The 19,598-nt window shown below is 47.1% G+C and carries 12 protein-coding genes; all 12 read left to right on the plus strand.

What is annotated here, in order from left to right:
- The first annotated feature begins 121 nt into the window (after positions 1 to 121).
- Positions 122 to 7,105, plus strand: a complete 6,984-nt coding sequence (locus BUA56_RS05280; protein ID WP_072849609.1) for a family 43 glycosylhydrolase — start codon at positions 122 to 124, stop codon at positions 7,103 to 7,105.
- 218 nt (positions 7,106 to 7,323) lie between these two features.
- Entirely contained in the window at positions 7,324 to 7,608 is a 285-nt protein-coding gene (locus tag BUA56_RS05285; protein ID WP_072849611.1) for a metal-sensing transcriptional repressor, read from the plus strand.
- 382 nt (positions 7,609 to 7,990) lie between these two features.
- Positions 7,991 to 8,941 (plus strand): phosphotriesterase family protein, encoded by a 951-nt coding sequence (locus BUA56_RS05290; RefSeq protein WP_072849613.1) that lies wholly within the window; start codon positions 7,991 to 7,993, stop codon positions 8,939 to 8,941.
- Positions 8,942 to 8,989: 48 nt separating this feature from the next.
- A complete protein-coding gene (locus tag BUA56_RS05295; protein ID WP_072849615.1) occupies positions 8,990 to 10,123 on the plus strand; it encodes a substrate-binding domain-containing protein in 1,134 nt (377 codons plus the stop codon).
- Between the two features lie 95 nt (positions 10,124 to 10,218).
- Positions 10,219 to 11,706 carry a sugar ABC transporter ATP-binding protein gene (locus BUA56_RS05300; protein ID WP_341443371.1) on the plus strand — a complete coding sequence of 496 codons (1,488 nt, stop codon included), beginning with the start codon at positions 10,219 to 10,221 and terminating at the stop codon, positions 11,704 to 11,706.
- A 4-nt stretch (positions 11,707 to 11,710) separates the two neighbouring features.
- Positions 11,711 to 12,691, plus strand: a complete 981-nt coding sequence (locus tag BUA56_RS05305) for an ABC transporter permease (RefSeq protein ID WP_084067680.1) — start codon at positions 11,711 to 11,713, stop codon at positions 12,689 to 12,691.
- 280 nt (positions 12,692 to 12,971) lie between these two features.
- The gene (locus tag BUA56_RS05315; protein WP_072849619.1) at positions 12,972 to 14,306 is read left to right on the plus strand and encodes a class I SAM-dependent methyltransferase; all 1,335 of its coding nucleotides are present in this window, start codon (positions 12,972 to 12,974) and stop codon (positions 14,304 to 14,306) included.
- Positions 14,307 to 14,328: 22 nt separating this feature from the next.
- Positions 14,329 to 15,951, plus strand: a complete 1,623-nt coding sequence (locus BUA56_RS05320; RefSeq protein WP_072849621.1) for an ABC transporter substrate-binding protein — start codon at positions 14,329 to 14,331, stop codon at positions 15,949 to 15,951.
- Between the two features lie 60 nt (positions 15,952 to 16,011).
- Positions 16,012 to 16,962, plus strand: a complete 951-nt coding sequence (locus BUA56_RS05325) for an ABC transporter permease (RefSeq protein WP_072849622.1) — start codon at positions 16,012 to 16,014, stop codon at positions 16,960 to 16,962.
- A complete protein-coding gene (gene nikC / locus BUA56_RS05330; protein WP_072849624.1) occupies positions 16,959 to 17,816 on the plus strand; it encodes a nickel transporter permease in 858 nt (285 codons plus the stop codon). Before BUA56_RS05325 ends, nikC begins: the two co-directional genes overlap by 4 nt.
- 10 nt (positions 17,817 to 17,826) lie before the next feature.
- Positions 17,827 to 18,804, plus strand: coding sequence for an ABC transporter ATP-binding protein (locus tag BUA56_RS05335; RefSeq protein ID WP_072849626.1), 978 nt, complete (start codon positions 17,827 to 17,829; stop codon positions 18,802 to 18,804).
- Positions 18,795 to 19,565, plus strand: a complete 771-nt coding sequence (locus BUA56_RS05340; RefSeq protein ID WP_072849628.1) for an ABC transporter ATP-binding protein — start codon at positions 18,795 to 18,797, stop codon at positions 19,563 to 19,565. Before BUA56_RS05335 ends, BUA56_RS05340 begins: the two co-directional genes overlap by 10 nt.
- Positions 19,566 to 19,598 lie beyond the last annotated feature (33 nt).

A 19,598-nucleotide genomic window follows, 5' to 3' on the forward strand; every position in this document is an offset into this window, starting at 1 on the left:
AAATAGTACAAAATAGACTGCGATCTGTCTGCTGGCTGCTGCCAGTTTGCAGATAAAAAGCCTTTGCTGCAGATAGAAGAAAGCAGGGAGTATCTCGGCAAAGAGGAAAAAGGAGGAAAACATGAAGAAGGCAAAACGAGCGATCGCCTGGATGCTTTCGGTGATTATGACTGTGGGCTGCTGCATCCCCGCAGGAGCTGCACCGAATGAAACGGAAGGCGGTACAAATCCAGCACCGCTGGCCTGGTATCCCCTCACAGAGGATGTCAGTGATTACAGCGGAAATGATTTTAACGGTGAACTTGTCGGCGGAGCGGCTGTGGGGGCAGACGGCCTGTATCTCCCGGGGGGAGGCAAACAGCGCGACTATGTAAAACTGCCCGGAGAGATCTTCCAGGGAGAGGAAAATCTGACGATCTCTGTATGGCTGAAGAGTAATACAGCTAAGGGAAATTATGCAGCGTTATTTTTCGGGACACCGGCAAACGCCAGCCGCGTTCCCACGAATTATTGGCTGTTCAACCCAACAAACCCGAACAATCTCTTTAAATCTGTGTTTACGGATTCTGACAATGAGTCAAAACCATGGGAGACTGAAGCGGGGGTAGCTGCTCATGATACTTCAGTCTATCAGAATAAGTGGGTGCATTACACCACGGTACTGACGCCAGACTCAGTGGAAGGGTATGTGAACGGCAGACTGGTAGGAACCGCAGAGAAGACGAAAACAGTAGCTGAATTCGGGGATGTGCTGGAAGCCTACATCGGGCGATCCAACTATTTGGATGACCCGGATTATTCCGGAACCTTCCAGGATCTTCGTGTCTACGGGGAAGCCTTGGATGCCCAGGGCGTGGCGGATGTCTATGAAGACACGGAAACAGTTACAGAGCCCATTATTGACAGCCTGCTGGAGGATGCCAAGAGCCAGCTGGATCTGGGTGATCTCAGTGCAGTGACGGGGAATCTGAAACTGCCGACGGAGGGCGCCAATGGAACTGCAGTTACTTGGGAGACCTCTGACCCAACCGTGATCAGTACGGCCGGAGAAGTGTTTTTGGGAGACGAGGCAAAAGATGCTGTACTCACAGCAACCCTGTCAATCGGTGAGCAGTCAGTTCAAAGGGAGTTTGCAGTACACACTCTTCCCCAGAGTGAAGTTTCCGGGTATGTACTGGGCAAGCTGAATCTGCCCTATACTATTTCGGAACACACTGTTCTTCCGGAGTCCATTGAGGGAAGAGCTATTACCTGGTCCAGTGATAATCCGGCTATTCTTGGTGATGACGGAGTTCTTCACGGTCCGGAAGCCGGATTTGAAAAAGTAACACTCACTGCTCAGATCGATCTGGGAGCAGATGGCTTACAGTCCAAACAGTTCCAGGTACAGGTGGCAGAATCCGGAGCCTCTCTGGCGGCAGGCTACACAAGAAGCACGAGCAATAAAGAAATCGGAAAAAGCATGCATCTTGCTCTTAGTGCAGATGGGTCAGCCTACGAAGCGCTGCACAACAATATGGGGCTGCTTTTCGCCAAAACATACAATGTGGATGCGGAAGGGGATGAATCCAAGATTCTCTCAGAACCTTACATTTTCCGTATGCCGGACGGCACCTTCGGCATCGTGGCTGTGAGAGCACAGACTTCAGGTACAGATGCGGAGGATGCAGGAAAAGTGTTATTCTGCACATCCGAGGACTTAATTGACTACCAGGAAATCGGTATGATCGATCTGAAAACAGAAGGGATCATCAAAGCACCTGCCTGCGAATACGATGGTGCAAATGAACAATACCGTATTACCTGGAAGGGGGAAGATGGAAACACATATAGCAATACTATAGCGGATCTGAACAGCCTTTCCTGTGATGACACACCGAAAGAGGGAGTTGCCGCAGATAAGGCAAGTGCAGAACTTGGCATTCCTAATGCAGAATCCGGGAATGTGATTCCTGTCACAAAGGCAGAGGCAGAGCGCCTGCAGAACCGTCTTGGGGAAATCGTTAATACTGGTGTCTCCCTGAATCAGGAGCAGGTTACCACCAGTACGGGCGAAGCCGCTGATTTATCTGGTATAAAGGCCAGCCTTACTTACAGCGACGGACAGACTTTCCAGCGTTCTGTTGACTGGGATACGACAGATGTGAACTGGAAGCAGCCGGGTACTTATACGGTTAAGGGTACTATCCGCCAGTCCGATATGGATTTCCCGGTAATTCAGAATCGGGCAGATCCTAATATCTTATATTACAATGGTATGTACTACTTTATTGCCACAGACGAAAACGGACAGGGCAAGCTGTATATCCGCAGCGGAAAAACGGTCAGTGAACTGAAGAATGCCCAGGATCATTTAATTCTGAACAAAACCAGCAGCGGTGATATGTCCGGAAGCCTGTGGGCACCGGAACTGCATGTGGTAAATGGGGAACTGTATATATTCTTTGCGGCTTCTACCAATGGAGCCTGGAATGCGGTACAGTGCAGACTGATGAAGTTAAAAACACCGGATGCAGATCCCACCAACGCGGACAACTGGGAGGCGCCGGTACGGGTGGTCAGAAAAGATGGAAGTGCCCTGTACAGCGAGGGGATTACACTGGATATGACTTACATAGAGGAGAACGGTGTCTCCTATGTAGTGTGGGCAGAGCGCCGGATTAATCCTACATGGTCTTCGAATATTATGATTGCCACGATAGATCCGGAAAAACCTTATCAGCTCACCAGCGATCCTGTAAGGCTGTGTGCCCCGGATTATGGATGGGACAGAAATACCACACCGGTGGATGAAGGACCCTTCGTAATCCGCAATAAAGAAGGACAGCTTTTTATCACCTTCTCAGGAGCGGGAGTAAATCCTTCCTACTGTGTCGGCATGCTTACCTGTACCAATGCAGATGATATGCTGAATCCTGACAGCTGGCAGAAGAGCAATTATCCTATTCTCCTGTCGGAATCCGTGCCCGGAGAATATGGTCCCGGCCACAACTCCTATTATGTGAATGAGGACGGCAATTATGTAAACGTATACCACGCCCTTCCCCAGAACAGCGGGGGAAAACGTCATACAGGCATCCGTGAAGTTTACTGGTCTGTAGACGGAACTCCGATTCTGGATATGACAGCAGATGAGGCTGTGCTTCCGGAGAACAAAGAAGTTTCTGTAGAGGTGGTTGTGGAAGGCGATCCTATCGTTGACGAAAAGGAACTGATTCTGAACTATGATTTTTCAAGCGTGGAAGGCAATATTGTCAAAGATATGTCCGGAAAAGGAAATGACGGTGAGATCAAAGGAAAAGGCGCTTCTGTTCAAAATGGAACCCTGACGCTTCCGGGAGGAGCAGCAGGAAGCAGTGCCGGGTATGTACAGCTTCCTACCGGTATGTTCGACAACCAGGATACTCTGACAATTTCCGTATGGCTGAAAAACCAGACAGGAAAGGGAAATTATGCTGCTATGTTCTTCGGAACAACAGAAAGCCTTCCCCTTCAGTACTGGCTGCTGAACCCCTGCAATCCAGGCGGAAGAATGAAATCCGTGGTGACCAACAGTGTGAATGCCGGTCAGCCGTATATGACAGAGTATGGATTCTCTCCAACGGATGGTAAGAATGGTGTGGACGGTCCTGTGACGGATGATTCCTGGGGGCTCTATACAACCGTAATCCAGCCAGGATTTATTACCGCATATTTTAACGGTGAAAAAGTTGGATCTGTAAAAACAGCCAGAAATGTAAGTGATTTTGGGGAGGATCTGGCAGCTTATATCGGGCGTTCTTCCTATAATGACATGTTTTACAAAGGACAGGTGCGCAACGTAAAGGTTTCTGCAGATACCTGGACCCAGGATGATGTAAGCAAGGAATATGGAAAAGGCCTGGCGGAACTGGATGCACTGGCACTCCAGATGGACAAGACCACAGTTGTGGATGACATCACGCTTATAACAGAGGGGGCATACGGTTCTACGATTGCATGGGCCTCTTCGGATGAGAATGTGATCGCTCCGGACGGAACAGTAACCCGCCCTGCCAAAGGAAAAGGCGACGCCGAGATTACCCTGACAGCAACGGTTACTAACATGGAGCAGAGTGTAACAAAAGAATTTGTCATTACAGTATTAGAAAATGATCCCTCCAAGGATCTGATGCTGAAAGCACAGGAAATTGATCTGAATACGTACTTTGTAACCTCTAATCTGAAACTTCCCGCTGACATTGACGGCATCTCTATTACATGGAGTTCCAGCAGCGAGCTTATAAAGAAGGACGGGACGGTTACCAGACCAGAGGCAGGAAAGGGCAATCAGGAAGTTACTCTTACCGCAACTCTGACACAGAATCAGGCAAGTGCGAGCAGGGATTTCAAACTGGTTGTGGTAGAGAAGTACAGCTCCCTGCTCACTTATGTGACAACAGGGAATACTCAGCGTTCCGACGCATTGTTCCTGGCAGCTCTGAAGGACGGAACGTATGAGGCATTAAATAACGGGAAAGCCATTCTTTATGGAAACGGCGGCACCCAGATGGGTTCCCCAAGCCTGTTCAGAAAGGCAGACGGAACCTATGGATTGATTGCATCTGTCAATAACGACAGCAGTTCCGTACTGCTCTATGAATCCGAGGATCTGATAAGCTTTACCAATGAGAAGCAGGCAGAACTGGCGCCCGGCAAAAAGGTGAAGAATCCGGTGTGTATCTACGATGGATCTACAGAAACTTATAAGATCTACTGGGATGGAAATGACGGAAAATCCTATGTGACAGGTACCAAAGACTTTACTGTATTTGGTGAGACAAAAGAAGCGGCTAAGCCGGACAGCTTATTCGGAATCACGCAGACTCTGCCGGGGAATGCAGTAAAAGAGGAGTCTAATGCTTTCGAAGTAACAAAGGCAGAATACGATGCAGTGACAAACAAATACAGCAGAATTAAGAATACCGGAATCAGTTCTGTGGATGGGGTGACGGTAGAGAAAGGCGGAGAGATTGAACTGCCCTCTAAGGTAACTGCTTCTTACAGTGACGGATCCTCCAAGGATATGGCTGTTGAATGGGATACCGACGGTGTAAACCTGAATATACCCGGTACTTATGAGGTGACAGGAGAAGTAGCCCAGACAGAATACTTCAATCCTCTGATTGAGGAGCGCGCCGATCCTTGTGTTACTTACGATGAAGAAAATGACTGCTACTATTTCACAGCTTCTTATCCAACCCGAAAGGTGAACGATCCGGAAGGATATGACAGGATTGTGCTGAGAACAGCAAAGACCATCAATGGATTAAAGGATGCGGAAGAGATCGTCATCTGGGATGAAAAAGATCATCCTCAGGGAAGGTACATCTGGGCGCCGGAGATTCATAAGATTGGGGATACCTGGTGTGTGCTGTTTACCGCAAGCCTGGTAGAGAATAATGTGTGGAATTTGAAGCCGCATATTATAACCTGTGAAGGCACAGCGGAAGGCGGAGTGATGAACCCTGACAACTGGGGGGAAGCGCAGAGAGTGGATCTGGTAGAAGGAGATCTGGATTATCAGGGGTTGTCTATTGATATGACATACTTTGAGGCAAACGGACAGAGCTACTATGCATGGTCCGAGAAACCGGGTTCTGCCAATATTTATATTGCTACAGTAGATCCTTCCAATCCCAGCAAGCTAACCAGCAAAAAAGTTATGCTTTCCTCACCTGACTTCGCATGGGAATGGAACGCCGGACAGTATATTAATGAAGGACCGGCGGTTATACAAAATGACGGTAAGGTTTACCTCTGCTTCTCAGGCGCTACGGTGGATGATAAGTACTGCGTAGGTATGTTATCCGCTGATGCAGGGGCAGATCTTCTGGATCAGGAGAGCTGGACCAAGAATCCATATCCGATCTTTACAACAACAGACTGTGAAGTGTTTGGCAATGATGAACTGGGCAATACACAGGTAGGACCCGGCCACAATTCCTTTACCGTGGATCAGGCTGGAAATCCTGTCATCGTTTATCATGCCCGTACCAAAGGACAAAAATTAGGCCCTGGAGACGGCGGATTAGATGATCCGGGACGTCATGCAAGAGCAAAATCAGTTAACTTCGCGGCAGACGGGACACCGGTACTCTATATGACAGCAGAGGAAGAGCTTGCACCAGAAAACCGTACCATTACCACAACGGTAACGGTAAGCGGTGACGTGGAGGAACCGGTAGAAATCAAGATAACACCTGCAGAAGCAGTGATACCCGCAGAGAGCAGTCTGCCTCTGACCGCGGCAGGCAGCTATGAAGGGGAACTCACATGGAGATCCTCAAACACCAGAATTGCTGTAGTGGATCAGAACGGTGTGGTTACCGGTGTGAGAGTAGGAACTGCAACTGTCACAGCAGAGGACAGCAAGGGAAATCAGGGTACTGCAAAGATTACCGTGACGAAAAAGCTGCAGCCTCACTGGGTGGCAGAGAATGGCAAGTGGAAATACAGCAACGGTGACGGCACATATGCTGAGAACTGCTGGAGACAGATCCGTGGCCAGTGGTATCATTTTAATGAAGACGGATATATGCAGACCGGCTGGATTCTGGACGGAGGCCAGTGGTATTATCTTAACCGGGATGGTATCATGGAAACTGGCTGGATTCTGGACGGAGGCCAATGGTATTATCTGAGAGACAACGGTGTGATGGCAACAGGCTGGCTGTCAGAAGGAAAAACCTGGTACTATCTGAAGGCCAACGGAGCCATGGCGACAGGCTGGCTGCTGGATGGAAAGACCTGGTACTATCTGAAAGCCAGCGGAGCCATGGCGACGGGCTGGCTGTTAGATGGAAAGACCTGGTACTATCTGAAGAGCAGCGGAGCCATGGCGACAGGCTGGCTGCTGGACGGAAAAACCTGGTATTACCTGAAAGGTAATGGAGCCATGGCGACAGGCTGGCTGCTGGACGGAAAGACCTGGTACTATCTGAAGAGCAGCGGAGCTATGGCGACAGGCTGGATTCAGGTCAGCGGAAAGTGGTATTACTTAAAGGATAACGGAGCAATGGCTTCAAATACCTGGATTGGCAAGTATTATGTGAATGGTTCAGGCGTATGGACTAAGACAAGATAGTATAGCTGCATTATGCAGAAGAAATTCCCCCATAGGGCAGGCAGGCGCCTGCTGTATGGGGGAATTTGTATACTTTTTAACCCCCGGGGAGGCTTGAGAAACATCTTGCAGTGTAGTATTCTTAAACCAGCCAAGATAAAAGATAGAAAATAGAATTCACTGGCGGGGGCCATGGGGCGATGGCACCCCGCTGCCTCCACCAAAAAGGATGAGTACACATGGAAGACAGAAAAGAGGATAAGATTACAGTATATGACAAAGCCATCGTTCATCGGTTATCCAAGGTCATCGGCCATATGAAGTCTATACGAACTATGGTTGAGACCCAGAGAGACTGCAGTGAGGTCCTGATCCAGCTTTCTGCAGTAAAGTCAGCAGTGAATAATACCGGCAAGGAAGTCTTAAAAACCTATATCACGCAGAGTGTGAGGGATGCTGTTGACGGAGAGGAACGGGAGTCCATCCATAAATTGAATAAATCAATAGATAGTTTTATGAAGTAGAAGGAAATGCATAACTATTATAAAAAGATGCTTTGGAGCAAGGATATACTTGTTCTATAGCATCCTTTTTTATGTGAGACGAAACTGTGTTTCATTCATTAGTGAAAAAAATATACAATCAAGATCAAGGCATATGTAATATGTTTTCAATGAATTCCAGTTAATACCAGTGATAATTGGAAAATCCTTTGTAAAACTGCACAAAAAAATAATTTCAACTTGAAAACTATTTACAAAATAAAATAAAACTATTGAAAAATATTTTCATTTGTGATATAGTCTTTATAAATAAAAACGAAGTTAAAGTAAGGTAATAGTAAGGCTTAGAGATGTCACTGTTTGTACTTCTGAACAAAAGCAAAATTCCACGGGAGGGATAATAATGAGCGTAATAGAAACCGTGACCGGACAGTCAGATGTCAGAGATGCAGGGCACTGTCAGCCCCATGAGCATGTATACATCACGCAGACCCCGGCACTGCTTACGAATCCGGAACTGCGGCTCAACAATCTGGCCGCGTCCATAAAGGAGCTAAAGCTTTATAAGGAGGCGGGAGGGAACACTTTAGTAGATGCAAACCCACTTGCCACGGGAAGGGATGCCCTTGCTCTGAAAACAGCCTCAGAGGTTTCCGGCGTACAGATTATTGCGTGTACGGGTTATCATATCCCTGTGTTTTATACAAAGGACCACTGGATATGGGACACGCCGGAAGAAAAGCTAGAGGAGATGTTCGTAAGGGAATTAACGGAGGGAATGTTTCTGGGCGGTTGCTATGGCTGGCCTTCTTATCAGACAGATATTAAAGCCGGCCTTGTAAAGGCAATGCTGACGCAGGAAGGGGTAAGCGGAAGAACCAGAGTCCTCCTGGGTGCTGCAGGGCGCGCAGCAGCAAGAACGGGAACTTCCCTTATGCTCCACACAGAGTATGGGAAAGGCGCCCTGGAAGCAGTACAGTATTTGACTGAGCTGGGACTTGCACCGGAACGGATTCTTATATGCCATGTGGACAGGCAGGTAAAGGATCTGGACATACATGAGAAGATAGCTTCAACAGGAGTATTTATGGAATATGATACCATAACTCTATTCGAATTTCATGATAACGAATCGGAAATCCGGATGCTTCAGCACATGGCCGGCAAAGGCTTTTTGGATCAGATATTAATTTCAACAGATCCAACTGCAGATCGGCTGAAATCATACGGCGGCAGATGCGGAATGGATTATATCCTAAAGACATTTATTCCCAGATTAAAAGAATGTGGCTTTACAGAGGGGGAAATATGCCGGATTACACGGGAAAATCCGGGGAGAGCCCTTGGAAAATAACGAGTTAACTTAGTATTAACTAATTAAAAAGTATATGGAGGAAAAGCTATGAAGAGAAAGGTTGCATGTTTGTTATGCGCAGTGCTGACAGTGTCAGCTGTTTTTGCCGGATGCGGAAATTCAAAAGGAGATTCAGAGGGAGACAGTAAGAGTGCATCAAAAGAATCTGATGGTACGAAATGGGCATCTACCGATGAGACATTTAATCCCCTCGAAGAGGAGGACGCCATTACTTTTGAAGAGCTAAGGGAAAAAGCAGGAGATATTGCGGCATCAGACAAAGAATTCAGTTTTGCGGGAAATGTAAAAGCGTTTGAAAATGTAGTGTGGCAGGAAATTGCAAACGGGTATGAAGGGTTTGCGAAGGATGCAGAAGCAGCAGGCAGGAAGCTCACAGTAGACACCACATCTCCTATGGGAGAGGATGATGAGGAAGGACAGCTCTCTATTCTGAAGGATCAGGTAAGACAGGGCGTGAATGCAGTGCTTTTATCACCTATTTCTGATGCGAACTGCCTTCCCGGGATCGAGGCGGCCCATGATGCGGATATCCCCGTGTTTGCAGTGAATAATGAATTTAATGGCGCAGACATGTTTGTGGGACCCAATTCACTGGAACAGGGACAGATCGCGGCAGAATGGGTAAATGAGAAGATAGGCGGAAAAGGCGAAGTTGCAATCGTCATGGGGATGGCGAAAACAGGTGTGACGAGAAACAGAACGGAAGGATTTGAAGGCTGGTTCAAAGAGAACAATAAGGACGTTGAGGTTGTCGCCAAGCAAAATGCTGACTGGGATCGATCCAAGGCAAAGGATGTAGCGGCTACCTTCCTAAAGACATATCCTGATCTGAAAGCGATTTTCTGTAACAATGATGTTATGGCCCTTGGAGTCGTTGAAGCGGTGAAAGAGGCAAATCTGGAGCTGAATAAAGACATCTATGTAGTTGGGTGCGACGGACAGTCAGAAGCATATGACTCCATCCGTGCAGGAGAGATGGCAGCGACAATTGATTCTTTCCCATATTATGAGGGATATATGGCAGCTGAGGTTTGCTACCGCTGGATGATCGGACAAGAAGTGCCGCGTGTTGTATTTACACCGAGTAAGATGCTGGATTCTGAGAATGTAGATAACACAGCAGAAGAAAATCTGGGATGGGAAAATCCGGCATTTGAATAAAAAGGCGGGCTGTCTGCCGGTGCTGTTATGCCCGGCAGGGCTGCCTTTGGGCTGCATCTTCCAGAGGCTGCCGAATCAGAAAGGAGCAGTGTTTTGTGAGTGATACGATGATTCGTTTTGATAATATACAGAAAAAGTTCCCAGGGGTTTATGCTTTAAAAGGAGTGTCATTCTCGGTAAAAAAAGGGGAGGTACATGCACTTCTCGGGGAAAACGGAGCAGGAAAATCGACACTGCTGAATATTCTCCACGGTGTCTTTACTGCTACAGACGGAGACGTTTATATAGGGGAAGAGAAAGTGAACTTTGAGACCCCTGTGGAAGCGCTGAAGTATGGAATTGCAAAGGTTCATCAGGAGATACATATGGTAGAATGCCTGTCCGTAGGGCAGAATATCGCACTAGGGTTTGAAATGCAGAAGCATGGGATGCTTGATTATCAGGATATTTACAGAAGAACAGATGAAATACTACAACAGCTGGGCTGCAGGTTTAAAAGCAAAGACAGCATCAGCGGGCTGAGTGTGGGCGAACTCCAGATGATAGCCATTGCTAAATCACTTTACCATAATGCAAAGATCATATCATTTGATGAGCCTACCGCATCTTTGTCTAATGCAGAGACAGAGAAATTATTTGCGATCATTGAGGATTTAAAGAAAAAAGGAATTACAATACTGTATATCAGCCATAAACTGGATGAGATCTTCCGCATTGCCGACCGGGCTACGATTCTGAGGGATGGAACTTATATCATGACCACAAAGGTTGCGGACATCACAAAGGAAGAATTGATCAAAAATATGGTTGGGCGTGATGTTTCCAGCTATGCCGTACGACTGAAGCCGCCCTGTGTGCAGGAGGAGGTTGTGCTGGATGTTCGGAAACTCTGCGGGAACGGTTTCAGAGATATCAGCTTCGTACTTCACAAAGGCGAAATCCTTGGAGTCTCAGGTCTGGTGGGTGCCAAACGAACGGAAGTTATGAGAGCAGTTTTTGGAATAGATAAAAAAATAAGCGGGGAGGTTTTCGTACATGGGAAACCAACGGATATAAAGTCTCCTCAGGATGCACTTAAATATGGAATTGGCCTGATATCGGAAAATAGAAAGAGTGAAGGTTTTGTCCCGGTTATGAGCAATGCCATGAATATGGGACTGGCGGCCCTTCCTTCTTTTTATAAGGGGATCGGTTTAGATAAACAACTCATATATAAAAACTTTGAAACCTATGGAAATAAGGTACAACTCAACATTATGGATCCGGAGCATCTGACACAGAATCTCTCCGGCGGTAATCAGCAGAAGGTGATACTGGCAAAATGGCTGGCAACAAGTGTAGATATCCTTATTTTCGATGAGCCGACCAAGGGAGTAGATGTGGGCGCAAAGGCTGAGATATATGCTTTGATGGAAGAATTTGTGGCGGAAGGAAAATCGATTATTATGATTTCTTCGGAGCTTCCTGAGGTCATTGGAATGAGTGACAGAATTATTGTATTAAAGGAAGGGCGCATGTCGGCTCAGGTAAACAGGGACGAGTTCAGTGAAACTGTATTACTGGGACATGCGATAGGTGAGTAGTGAGATGGAAAAGTTGAGAAAAGTCATGAAGTCATACACGCGGGAATTATCCACTTTGCTGGCACTTATGATTATTATTGTGATATTTTCAGCCATAGCTCCAAGATATCTTGAAATCAGCAACTTGATGGATATTGTAGAACAGGGGACTGTAAACGGATTTCTTGCAATCGGTGTTACCTGCGCTATTATTACAGGAGGCATTGACCTGTCGGTTGGGTCTGCTATGGCGGTCAGTATTGTGACATGCGGCAGACTTGCCGTGGCGGGAGTACCGCCTCTTGCTGTTGTAGTCATAGGCCTGGGGCTTGGGGCATTGATCGGAACAATCAACGGGCTGCTTGTCACAAAAATGAAGCTGCAGCCGTTTATCGCCACGATGGGAACAAACAGTGTTCTCAGAGGTATTGCCTACCTAATTACCGGGGGCTGGCCGGTGCTGAATATTCCCAAGGAATTCCGTCAGATATTCCAGTATTCAATAGTCCCGAATCTGAGAATGTCAATGATTGTACTTGTGCTGATGGCAGTGGTATATTCATTTGTTCTCAAGAAAAGAAAGACTGGTGTGTACATATATGCAATTGGGTCGAATGAAGAGGCAACCAAGCTTTCCGGAGTGAACACAGATAAATATAAGATTATGGCATACATGCTCTGCAGTATGGGAGCTGCAATGGCCGGTATGGTTACACTTGCCCGGCTGGGAACCGGGGAGCCTACAGGCGGCGAGGGATATGAACTGAATGCAATCGCAGCTGCGGCTATAGGAGGTACCAGTCTGGCAGGCGGAAAGGGAAGTATACTGGGGACTGTTCTGGGTGCTCTGATTCTGTCGGCACTGAAAATCGGACTGGTAGTGGTAGGTATGGATACCTTCTATCAGTATATTGCAACCGGATTGATTATTATCGTAGCTGTATATCTTGAAGTTGTACAGCAGAAAATTTCGGGAATGTTTTCAAAGAAAAAGAAAACTGCATAAAGGGCATAAAAAGAAAGGGTGCGACTGAGGAGTCGCCCCCTTTCTTTTTATGCCTGGCGCCAAATTTTATTTGCGGCGGGCTGTATCGGAGATACGGACACCCCCGGATGGGGATACGGACAGAGAAAAAGGTCCCAAAAAGCCCTGGAAAAAGCGTCAGAAAAAAAGTGTATTTATCACCCATAGGGGGGCTTGCGAAGAAAAATACCAGCATTTATGCTGTGCATAGGCCAATTGTGGGAGCGACGGCACAGGGCTGACAATACGTAAGGAGGAGACTATGGGACTGGATCACGTAATAAAGGTAATTGGCGATTATTGGGATGAGCGTTCATCTGAATTCGATAAGGAGCATGACACGGAAGACGGCAAGGCGTGGGAAGCTGCTTTATCAGAGCTTTTAGGGAAAGATACTAATAAAAGTATCGTGGATTTGGGAACCGGAACAGGATTTCTGGCAAATATGACTGCCCGGCTGGGATATCCCACTGTGGGCATTGACCTGTCCAGAGAGATGATGAAATATGCTGTCCGCCATGGAAAGAAATGCGGTTCCCCAGCTATGTATATGGAGGGAAGTGCACTGGAACTGCCGTTTATGGAGGATTCTGTGGATTACATAATAAACGCGCGTTTGATTTGGACTCTGGTAGAGCCAAAAAAGGCCCTGAAGGAGTGGTACCGGGTAATCCGTCCGGGAGGAAAGGTAATGTGCTTCAACCGGATGCAGGAGGAGGTTGGACTCACTGTCTGGAAGGATAATATTTATCAGGACCGGGAAACCGACTCCAGTCTGGAAATAATGAGCGCCGGGATGGAAGAGCTGCGGGAACTGCTTGTGAACAGCGGCTTTACAGAAGTGGAAATCAGAAAGCTCCCGGGGCTTACAAGACCTGGATACGACTATGAACCGTGGTTTGTGCTTATGGGTACGAAACCTGTCACAAAACGCCAGACAGAGGAGGAAGGAATGGCAGACTTTTGGGACAAAAGTGCTGCAGATTACGAAGCTGGCCATGCATTGGCAGACAAAGATACCTGGAAAAAGCGTTTGGGGGAATTCGTGGGAGAGAAGCGGAAAATTCATATCCTGGATGTTGCCACAGGAACAGGGATGATTGCCAATATGCTGGGAGATATGGGGTATGAAAGGGTTCTGGGAGTGGATGTATCGGAACAGATGATGTATATTGCCCTTGAACACGCAAAGGAACAGAAGCTGGAGAATGTAGCCTATAAATATGCCAATGCACTGGAGCTTCCCTTTGAAGATGGAACCTTTGATGTGGTGCTCAGTTCCCGCCTGCTGTGGACTTTGACAGAACCCCAGGCTGCGGTAAGGGAGTGGAAGCGTGTTCTGAAAAAAGGAGGCAGATTAATAGCCATTAATGAACTGGAGCCGGGGGATGGAATCCGGTGCGGGGAGATAGAAAAATACCAGAAGGATATTAAGGCAGAGGAACTGCCCTTTGGAAATGTCAAGCAGGACAATATTGTAGAGCTATTGAAAGAGACAGGCTTTGCAGATGTGAGAATAGAATCCATGCCGGGCTGCCATCTTTTAAACAGTGACAGAGAAAACTGGTATGCATTTATTGGAGACTTGAAAGAATAATCTAAGAATTCAGGAGGAGTTTATGAATTACAAAGGAATAACAAAGGTGTTGGCAGCAGGACTGTGCATAGCTATGCTGGCAGGATGCGGTGACAACAAAACAACAGAACCGAAAACGGACACAGATGTTTCCCGGGAGACAGGTAAGGAGAAGGTCAAAGACAGTGCTTCGGATGAGAAGGTGCTTCGCCTGGCATTTCCTTCCACCATTACGTCTCTCGACGTAATGGATGGAGACGGCGCTACTATGCTGAAGGAAGTAGCTGGTGTCATTGAGACTTTAGTCAACGTGGATTCTAATTTTGAGCTTCAGCCCTCTCTTGCCACAGAGTGGGAGCGCACAGGAGATAAGACATGGGTATTCAAATTGAGGGATGATGTCACATTCCACGACGGAACCCCATTTAATGCGGAAGCAGTTAAGTGGTGCCTGGACAGAAGTCTGAAGGATAATGAGTCTCTCAGACAAACAACAGGGATTGACACCGTGGAGGTCATAGACGACCATACGGTGCAGTTTGCTATGACTGAGGCTACCGGTGAACTTCCGGAGGCATTTACGAATGTGGGTACGGCTATTGTAGCCAAATCATCTGTAAACGATGCAGGAGAATTCGTGACAGCCGTAGGAACCGGGTATTTTAAACAGGAGAGCTTTGATGTAGGATCTGGTACATTTACCTGTGTTCCCTATGACGGATATTATAAAGATGTCAAAACCAACGTAACTGAACGGAAGATAGTGAGCATTGCCGATGCCAGCACCCGTTCTCTCTCTGCCCAGAATCATGAGATAGATGTTGCTACAGATGTTCCTTTCAGCGATTTGGAGACTCTGAAGGATGCGGATGGGATACAGGTGCAGCAGTTTAACACCGCCAGGACCTATTTCTATTCCTACAATGTGAATAAAGAGTACCTGAAGGATGCAAATGTAAGGAAAGCTCTGATCTATGCAATCAACAGGGACGAGCTGGTGAAGGACGTATTGCTGGGAGTGGGCGCAGTACCGGAGGGTATATTTATTAAAGATATGCCTTGGGCGAACACAGAGGTAGATAATTATGATTACGATGCTGAGAAAGCAAAAGCTATGCTGGAGGCGGCGGGATATAAGGATAGTGACGGAGACGGAATCCTGGATAAAGATGGGGAAAAGCTGTCGCTGAATATAGTAACTGGTTCCCGCCGTCCGGGAAATGCACTGATTGCCCAGGCAACTCAGGGATATTTTGAGAGCATCGGGGTTGAGGCTGCCGTGGAGGTGCTGGACGGAAATGCATACAATGAAGTGATTGAAAATGGCAGCTTTGATCTCTGCCTGAATTCGGCGGCCACTGGCTATGTGCCATCCGCTTCCTACTACCTGGAAACCTATTATCATTCCAAAAGCAGCAATGGGAAGAACATCGGATATTCTAATCCGGAACTTGACAGTCTGATAGAACAGTGCAAGGCTGCCGACAGAGGAGAGGAAAAAAATGAGCTGAGCAGGAAAGCCCAGGCAATCGCTCAGGAAGACGCAGTTGTCTACACAGTAGCAGACTATGGTGCAGTTTTTGTACTTTCGGATGCAGTTGAAAACTTTTCTTACAGCGCTGCGGTGCATGACTTTATCGTTCCGAATGAAGTTAGTTTAAAATAGATAGTAAAAGGGGGCTGATAAAAGCCCCCCTTCTTTATTATAAAGAACAGGAGGAACATAATGGCAAAATACATAGTAAAAAGATTGGGCGTTGTATTAATCGTGCTGTGGCTGGTATCTACATTGACTTATTTTATGGTGCACGTCACCCCGGGGGACACAGCAAAAGCAATTATTGTCTCAGTATACGGGGAAGACGCAGTGTCAGAAGAGACCCTTGAACGGGTAAGAGATAAATTTGATTTGAAAAAGCCTGTATATATGCAGTATCTGGAGTGGCTGAAGGATGTGGCGACAGGACATCTGGGAACTTCCTATAAATATGATAAACCAGTGCTTGAGATGCTGGCCATCCGGGTTCCGAATACCATTATGCTGGGGGGAGCGGCATTCCTTCTCTCTGTGATCATTGCGCTGCCCATAGGAATACTCAGCGCCCTTCGCCATAATGGCATTCTGGATCATGGAGTCAGGGGATTTGTACTTTTGACTTCCTCCTTCCCATCCTTTTGGATCGCACTGATTTTAATTATAATATTCTCTATACGGCTGAAACTGCTGCCTGTGAGCGGAATGACAGGGGCAGCCAGCATCGTTTTGCCTGCTGTGACATTATCTGTTGGTATGATTGCAACCACAACCAGAATGATGCGGTCCAGTATGCTGGATGTGCTTGGACAGGATTATATGACGGTGGCAAAACTTAAGGGCTTAAAACCAGGGAAAATAATATGGGGACATGCCATCCGCAATGCCATTCCCCCTATTGTAACTGTGTTAGGGCTTCAGATTGGTCATATTCTCGGTGGCGCTGTAATTGTAGAAAATATTTTTTCCTGGCCGGGGATCGGCGCCTTGTTTATAGATGCCGTAAACGCTAAGGACCTGCCTATGATAGAAGGGTGTGTCCTTTTGATTACATTTGGATATGCCATAGTAAATGTAATTGTAGATATCATATATGCCTGTATCGATCCCAGGGTAAGATATACGGGAGGAGAGAGAGCATGAGACAAATTCGGAATTTTTTTAATATGCTGAACCGTAAAAATGTAATTTTGATTCTAGGTATTCTTATAACCGGCTGTATGCTTTTAATCGTAATCTTCGCACCCCATCTGGAGATGTATGATCCTACAAAGATGTCACTTGAAGATAAATTTATTCCTCCCTGCAGAGAACACTGGTTTGGTACCGACCATATGGGGAGAGATATTCTTAGCAGAGTCATTGAAGGATCCCGGGTATCTCTGACAACAGCTGTGGCAGTGGTATTAGTAAGCGCAGCGCTGGGGACGGGAATCGGATTGGTATCAGGATTTTTCGGCGGTTTTATGGATATGATACTGATGAGGCTGGTAGATGTCCTGCTTGCGTTTCCCACCATTGTATTTGCACTGGCGATTTCAACGCTGCTGGGTACGGGCCAGGGCAATCTGATTATAGCAATCTGCTGTGTTCAGTGGGTAAGGTATGCAAGAATCGCCAGAGGAGAGGCGATTCTATTAAAGAATGCGGAATATATTGAGGCTGCAAAAGCCATAGGATGCAGTAATCTGCAGCTGCTGGCAAAATACTTTTTCCCCAATGTTATTTCTAAAATTTTAATTATGGTTTCTCTGGATATTGGCAGTATTATCTTATACTGTGCGTCATTAAGCTTTTTGGGACTGGGGGCTCAGCCTCCTTCACCGGACTGGGGGGTCATGATCAGCGACGGAAAGAATTATATGCAGTATGCTCCCTGGATGACACTGTTTCCGGGCCTTGCTATTGCAGTTTCGGCCCTAGGCTTTAATATGATGGGGGACGGTATCAGGGATCTGCTGGATCCCAGAATGAGAGAGGCAGTGCAGTCGGAGTGAGGAGGATAAAATGAAGGATTTATTACAGGTTAAGGATCTGAACGTAGGATTTCTGGTAGGGAAGAGGGAGGTTCAGGTACTGAGAAATGTTTCCTTTTCCATTGGAGAGGGAGAGATTCTGGGTGTAATTGGAGAGACCGGGTGCGGGAAGTCTGTGACGGGAAGCGCGGTTCTTCGTCTGCTCCCTGAAAATGCTCTGGTAAAGGGTGAGATATTGTATAAGGGAAAAGAAATTTTATACATGGAAGAGGAAAACTACCGTGAACTCAGGGGAAAAGAGATTTCTGCAATTCCTCAAAGTCCCGGTACCTCTCTGAATCCTATGATGAAGGTAGGGAACCAGGTGGCTGAATGTATCACAGGAAAAGAAATAAGAAAAAGAGAAAGCGTCCGCACTGCCGTAAATGATATTTTCAGACGTCTGCAGCTTCCCGGAAAAGACAGATGCTATGGAAATTACCCGTGGGAACTTAGCGGAGGCATGTGCCAGAGGGTGCTGATTGGCATGGGAATGATAACACATGCCCGTCTGCTGATTGTTGACGAGCCCACGAAGGCTATAGACTGGGCACTCCGGAAAGAGGTTGCGGATATCCTTCTGAGGTTAAAACAGGAAATGGGGTGTGCTATGATGATGATTACCCATGATATTGGGGTGGCAAGCTATGTGGCGGACCGTGTGGCGGTTATGTACTGCGGTGAGATCGTGGAAGTGGGCAAAACGGAGGACATTCTGCATCATCCAATCCACCCATATACCCGGGGTCTTATCCGGGCTATGCCTGCCAATGGATTTGAGGTAATGGAAGGATTTATGCCTTCTTTTTCAGACTTGCCCGAGGGATGTAACTTCTGTACAAGGTGCCGGTACAGGGACACTGTGTGCAGCCGCCCTCAAGAGATGGAGGAGGCGGATGCCGGACATTGGGTAAGATGCCGCCGCTGGGGAGAGATCATAAAAAGCAGGGAGGAACAGCTATGCTCTTAGAGGTAAATCACATAAGCAAAGAGTACCGGTCAGGTGTCATCCGCACCCGGACTGTCCATGCGGTGCAGGATGTGTGCTTTAAAATGAACGAGGGTGAGATTTTCGGGCTGATTGGCGGAAGCGGCTGCGGCAAGACCACCATTACTAAAATGATTCTGGGATTATTAAAGCCCTCAGAGGGAAGTATTCTGTTTGAGGGCAGAGATCTTACAAAACTGAGGAAAAAGGAGTGGAAAGAAGTGCGCAGAGACATCCAGGTTGTATTCCAGCACCCCCAGATGACATTTAATCCAAGAGGGACCATCCGGTTCGCCTGTACCGAACCGGCGTCCAATTACGGTCTGGTAAAAACCAGGGAGGAGAGGAACCGCCTGGCGGAGGAATTAATGGAGCAGGTTGGACTTACCGGAGACCAGCTTAAGAAATATCCCCATGAGATCAGCGGAGGACAGGCCCAGAGGCTCTCTATTATCAGGGCACTGTCACTTAATCCGAAATTATTGATCTGCGATGAACCTACATCCATGCTGGATGTGTCTGTACAGGCGCAGATTCTCAGTTTGCTGAAAAGCAAACACCGGGAACAGGGGCTTGCTATGCTGTTTATCTCCCATGATCTGGAGGTGGTGCAGTCTTTTTGCAGCAGGGTGGCTGTGATGAATGAAGGAAGGATCGTTGAATCCGGGACTGTGAAGGATGTATTTTCTAATCCTCAGCATGCATATACAAAAAAACTGCTGCGCTCTTATATGCACTATTAACTATGCCGTATGAGTGGCGGATTAGTAAAATAG

Origin of the sequence: Lactonifactor longoviformis DSM 17459, assembly GCF_900129135.1 — a bacterium.
Taxonomy (GTDB): Bacteria; Bacillota; Clostridia; order Lachnospirales; family Lachnospiraceae; genus Lactonifactor; species Lactonifactor longoviformis.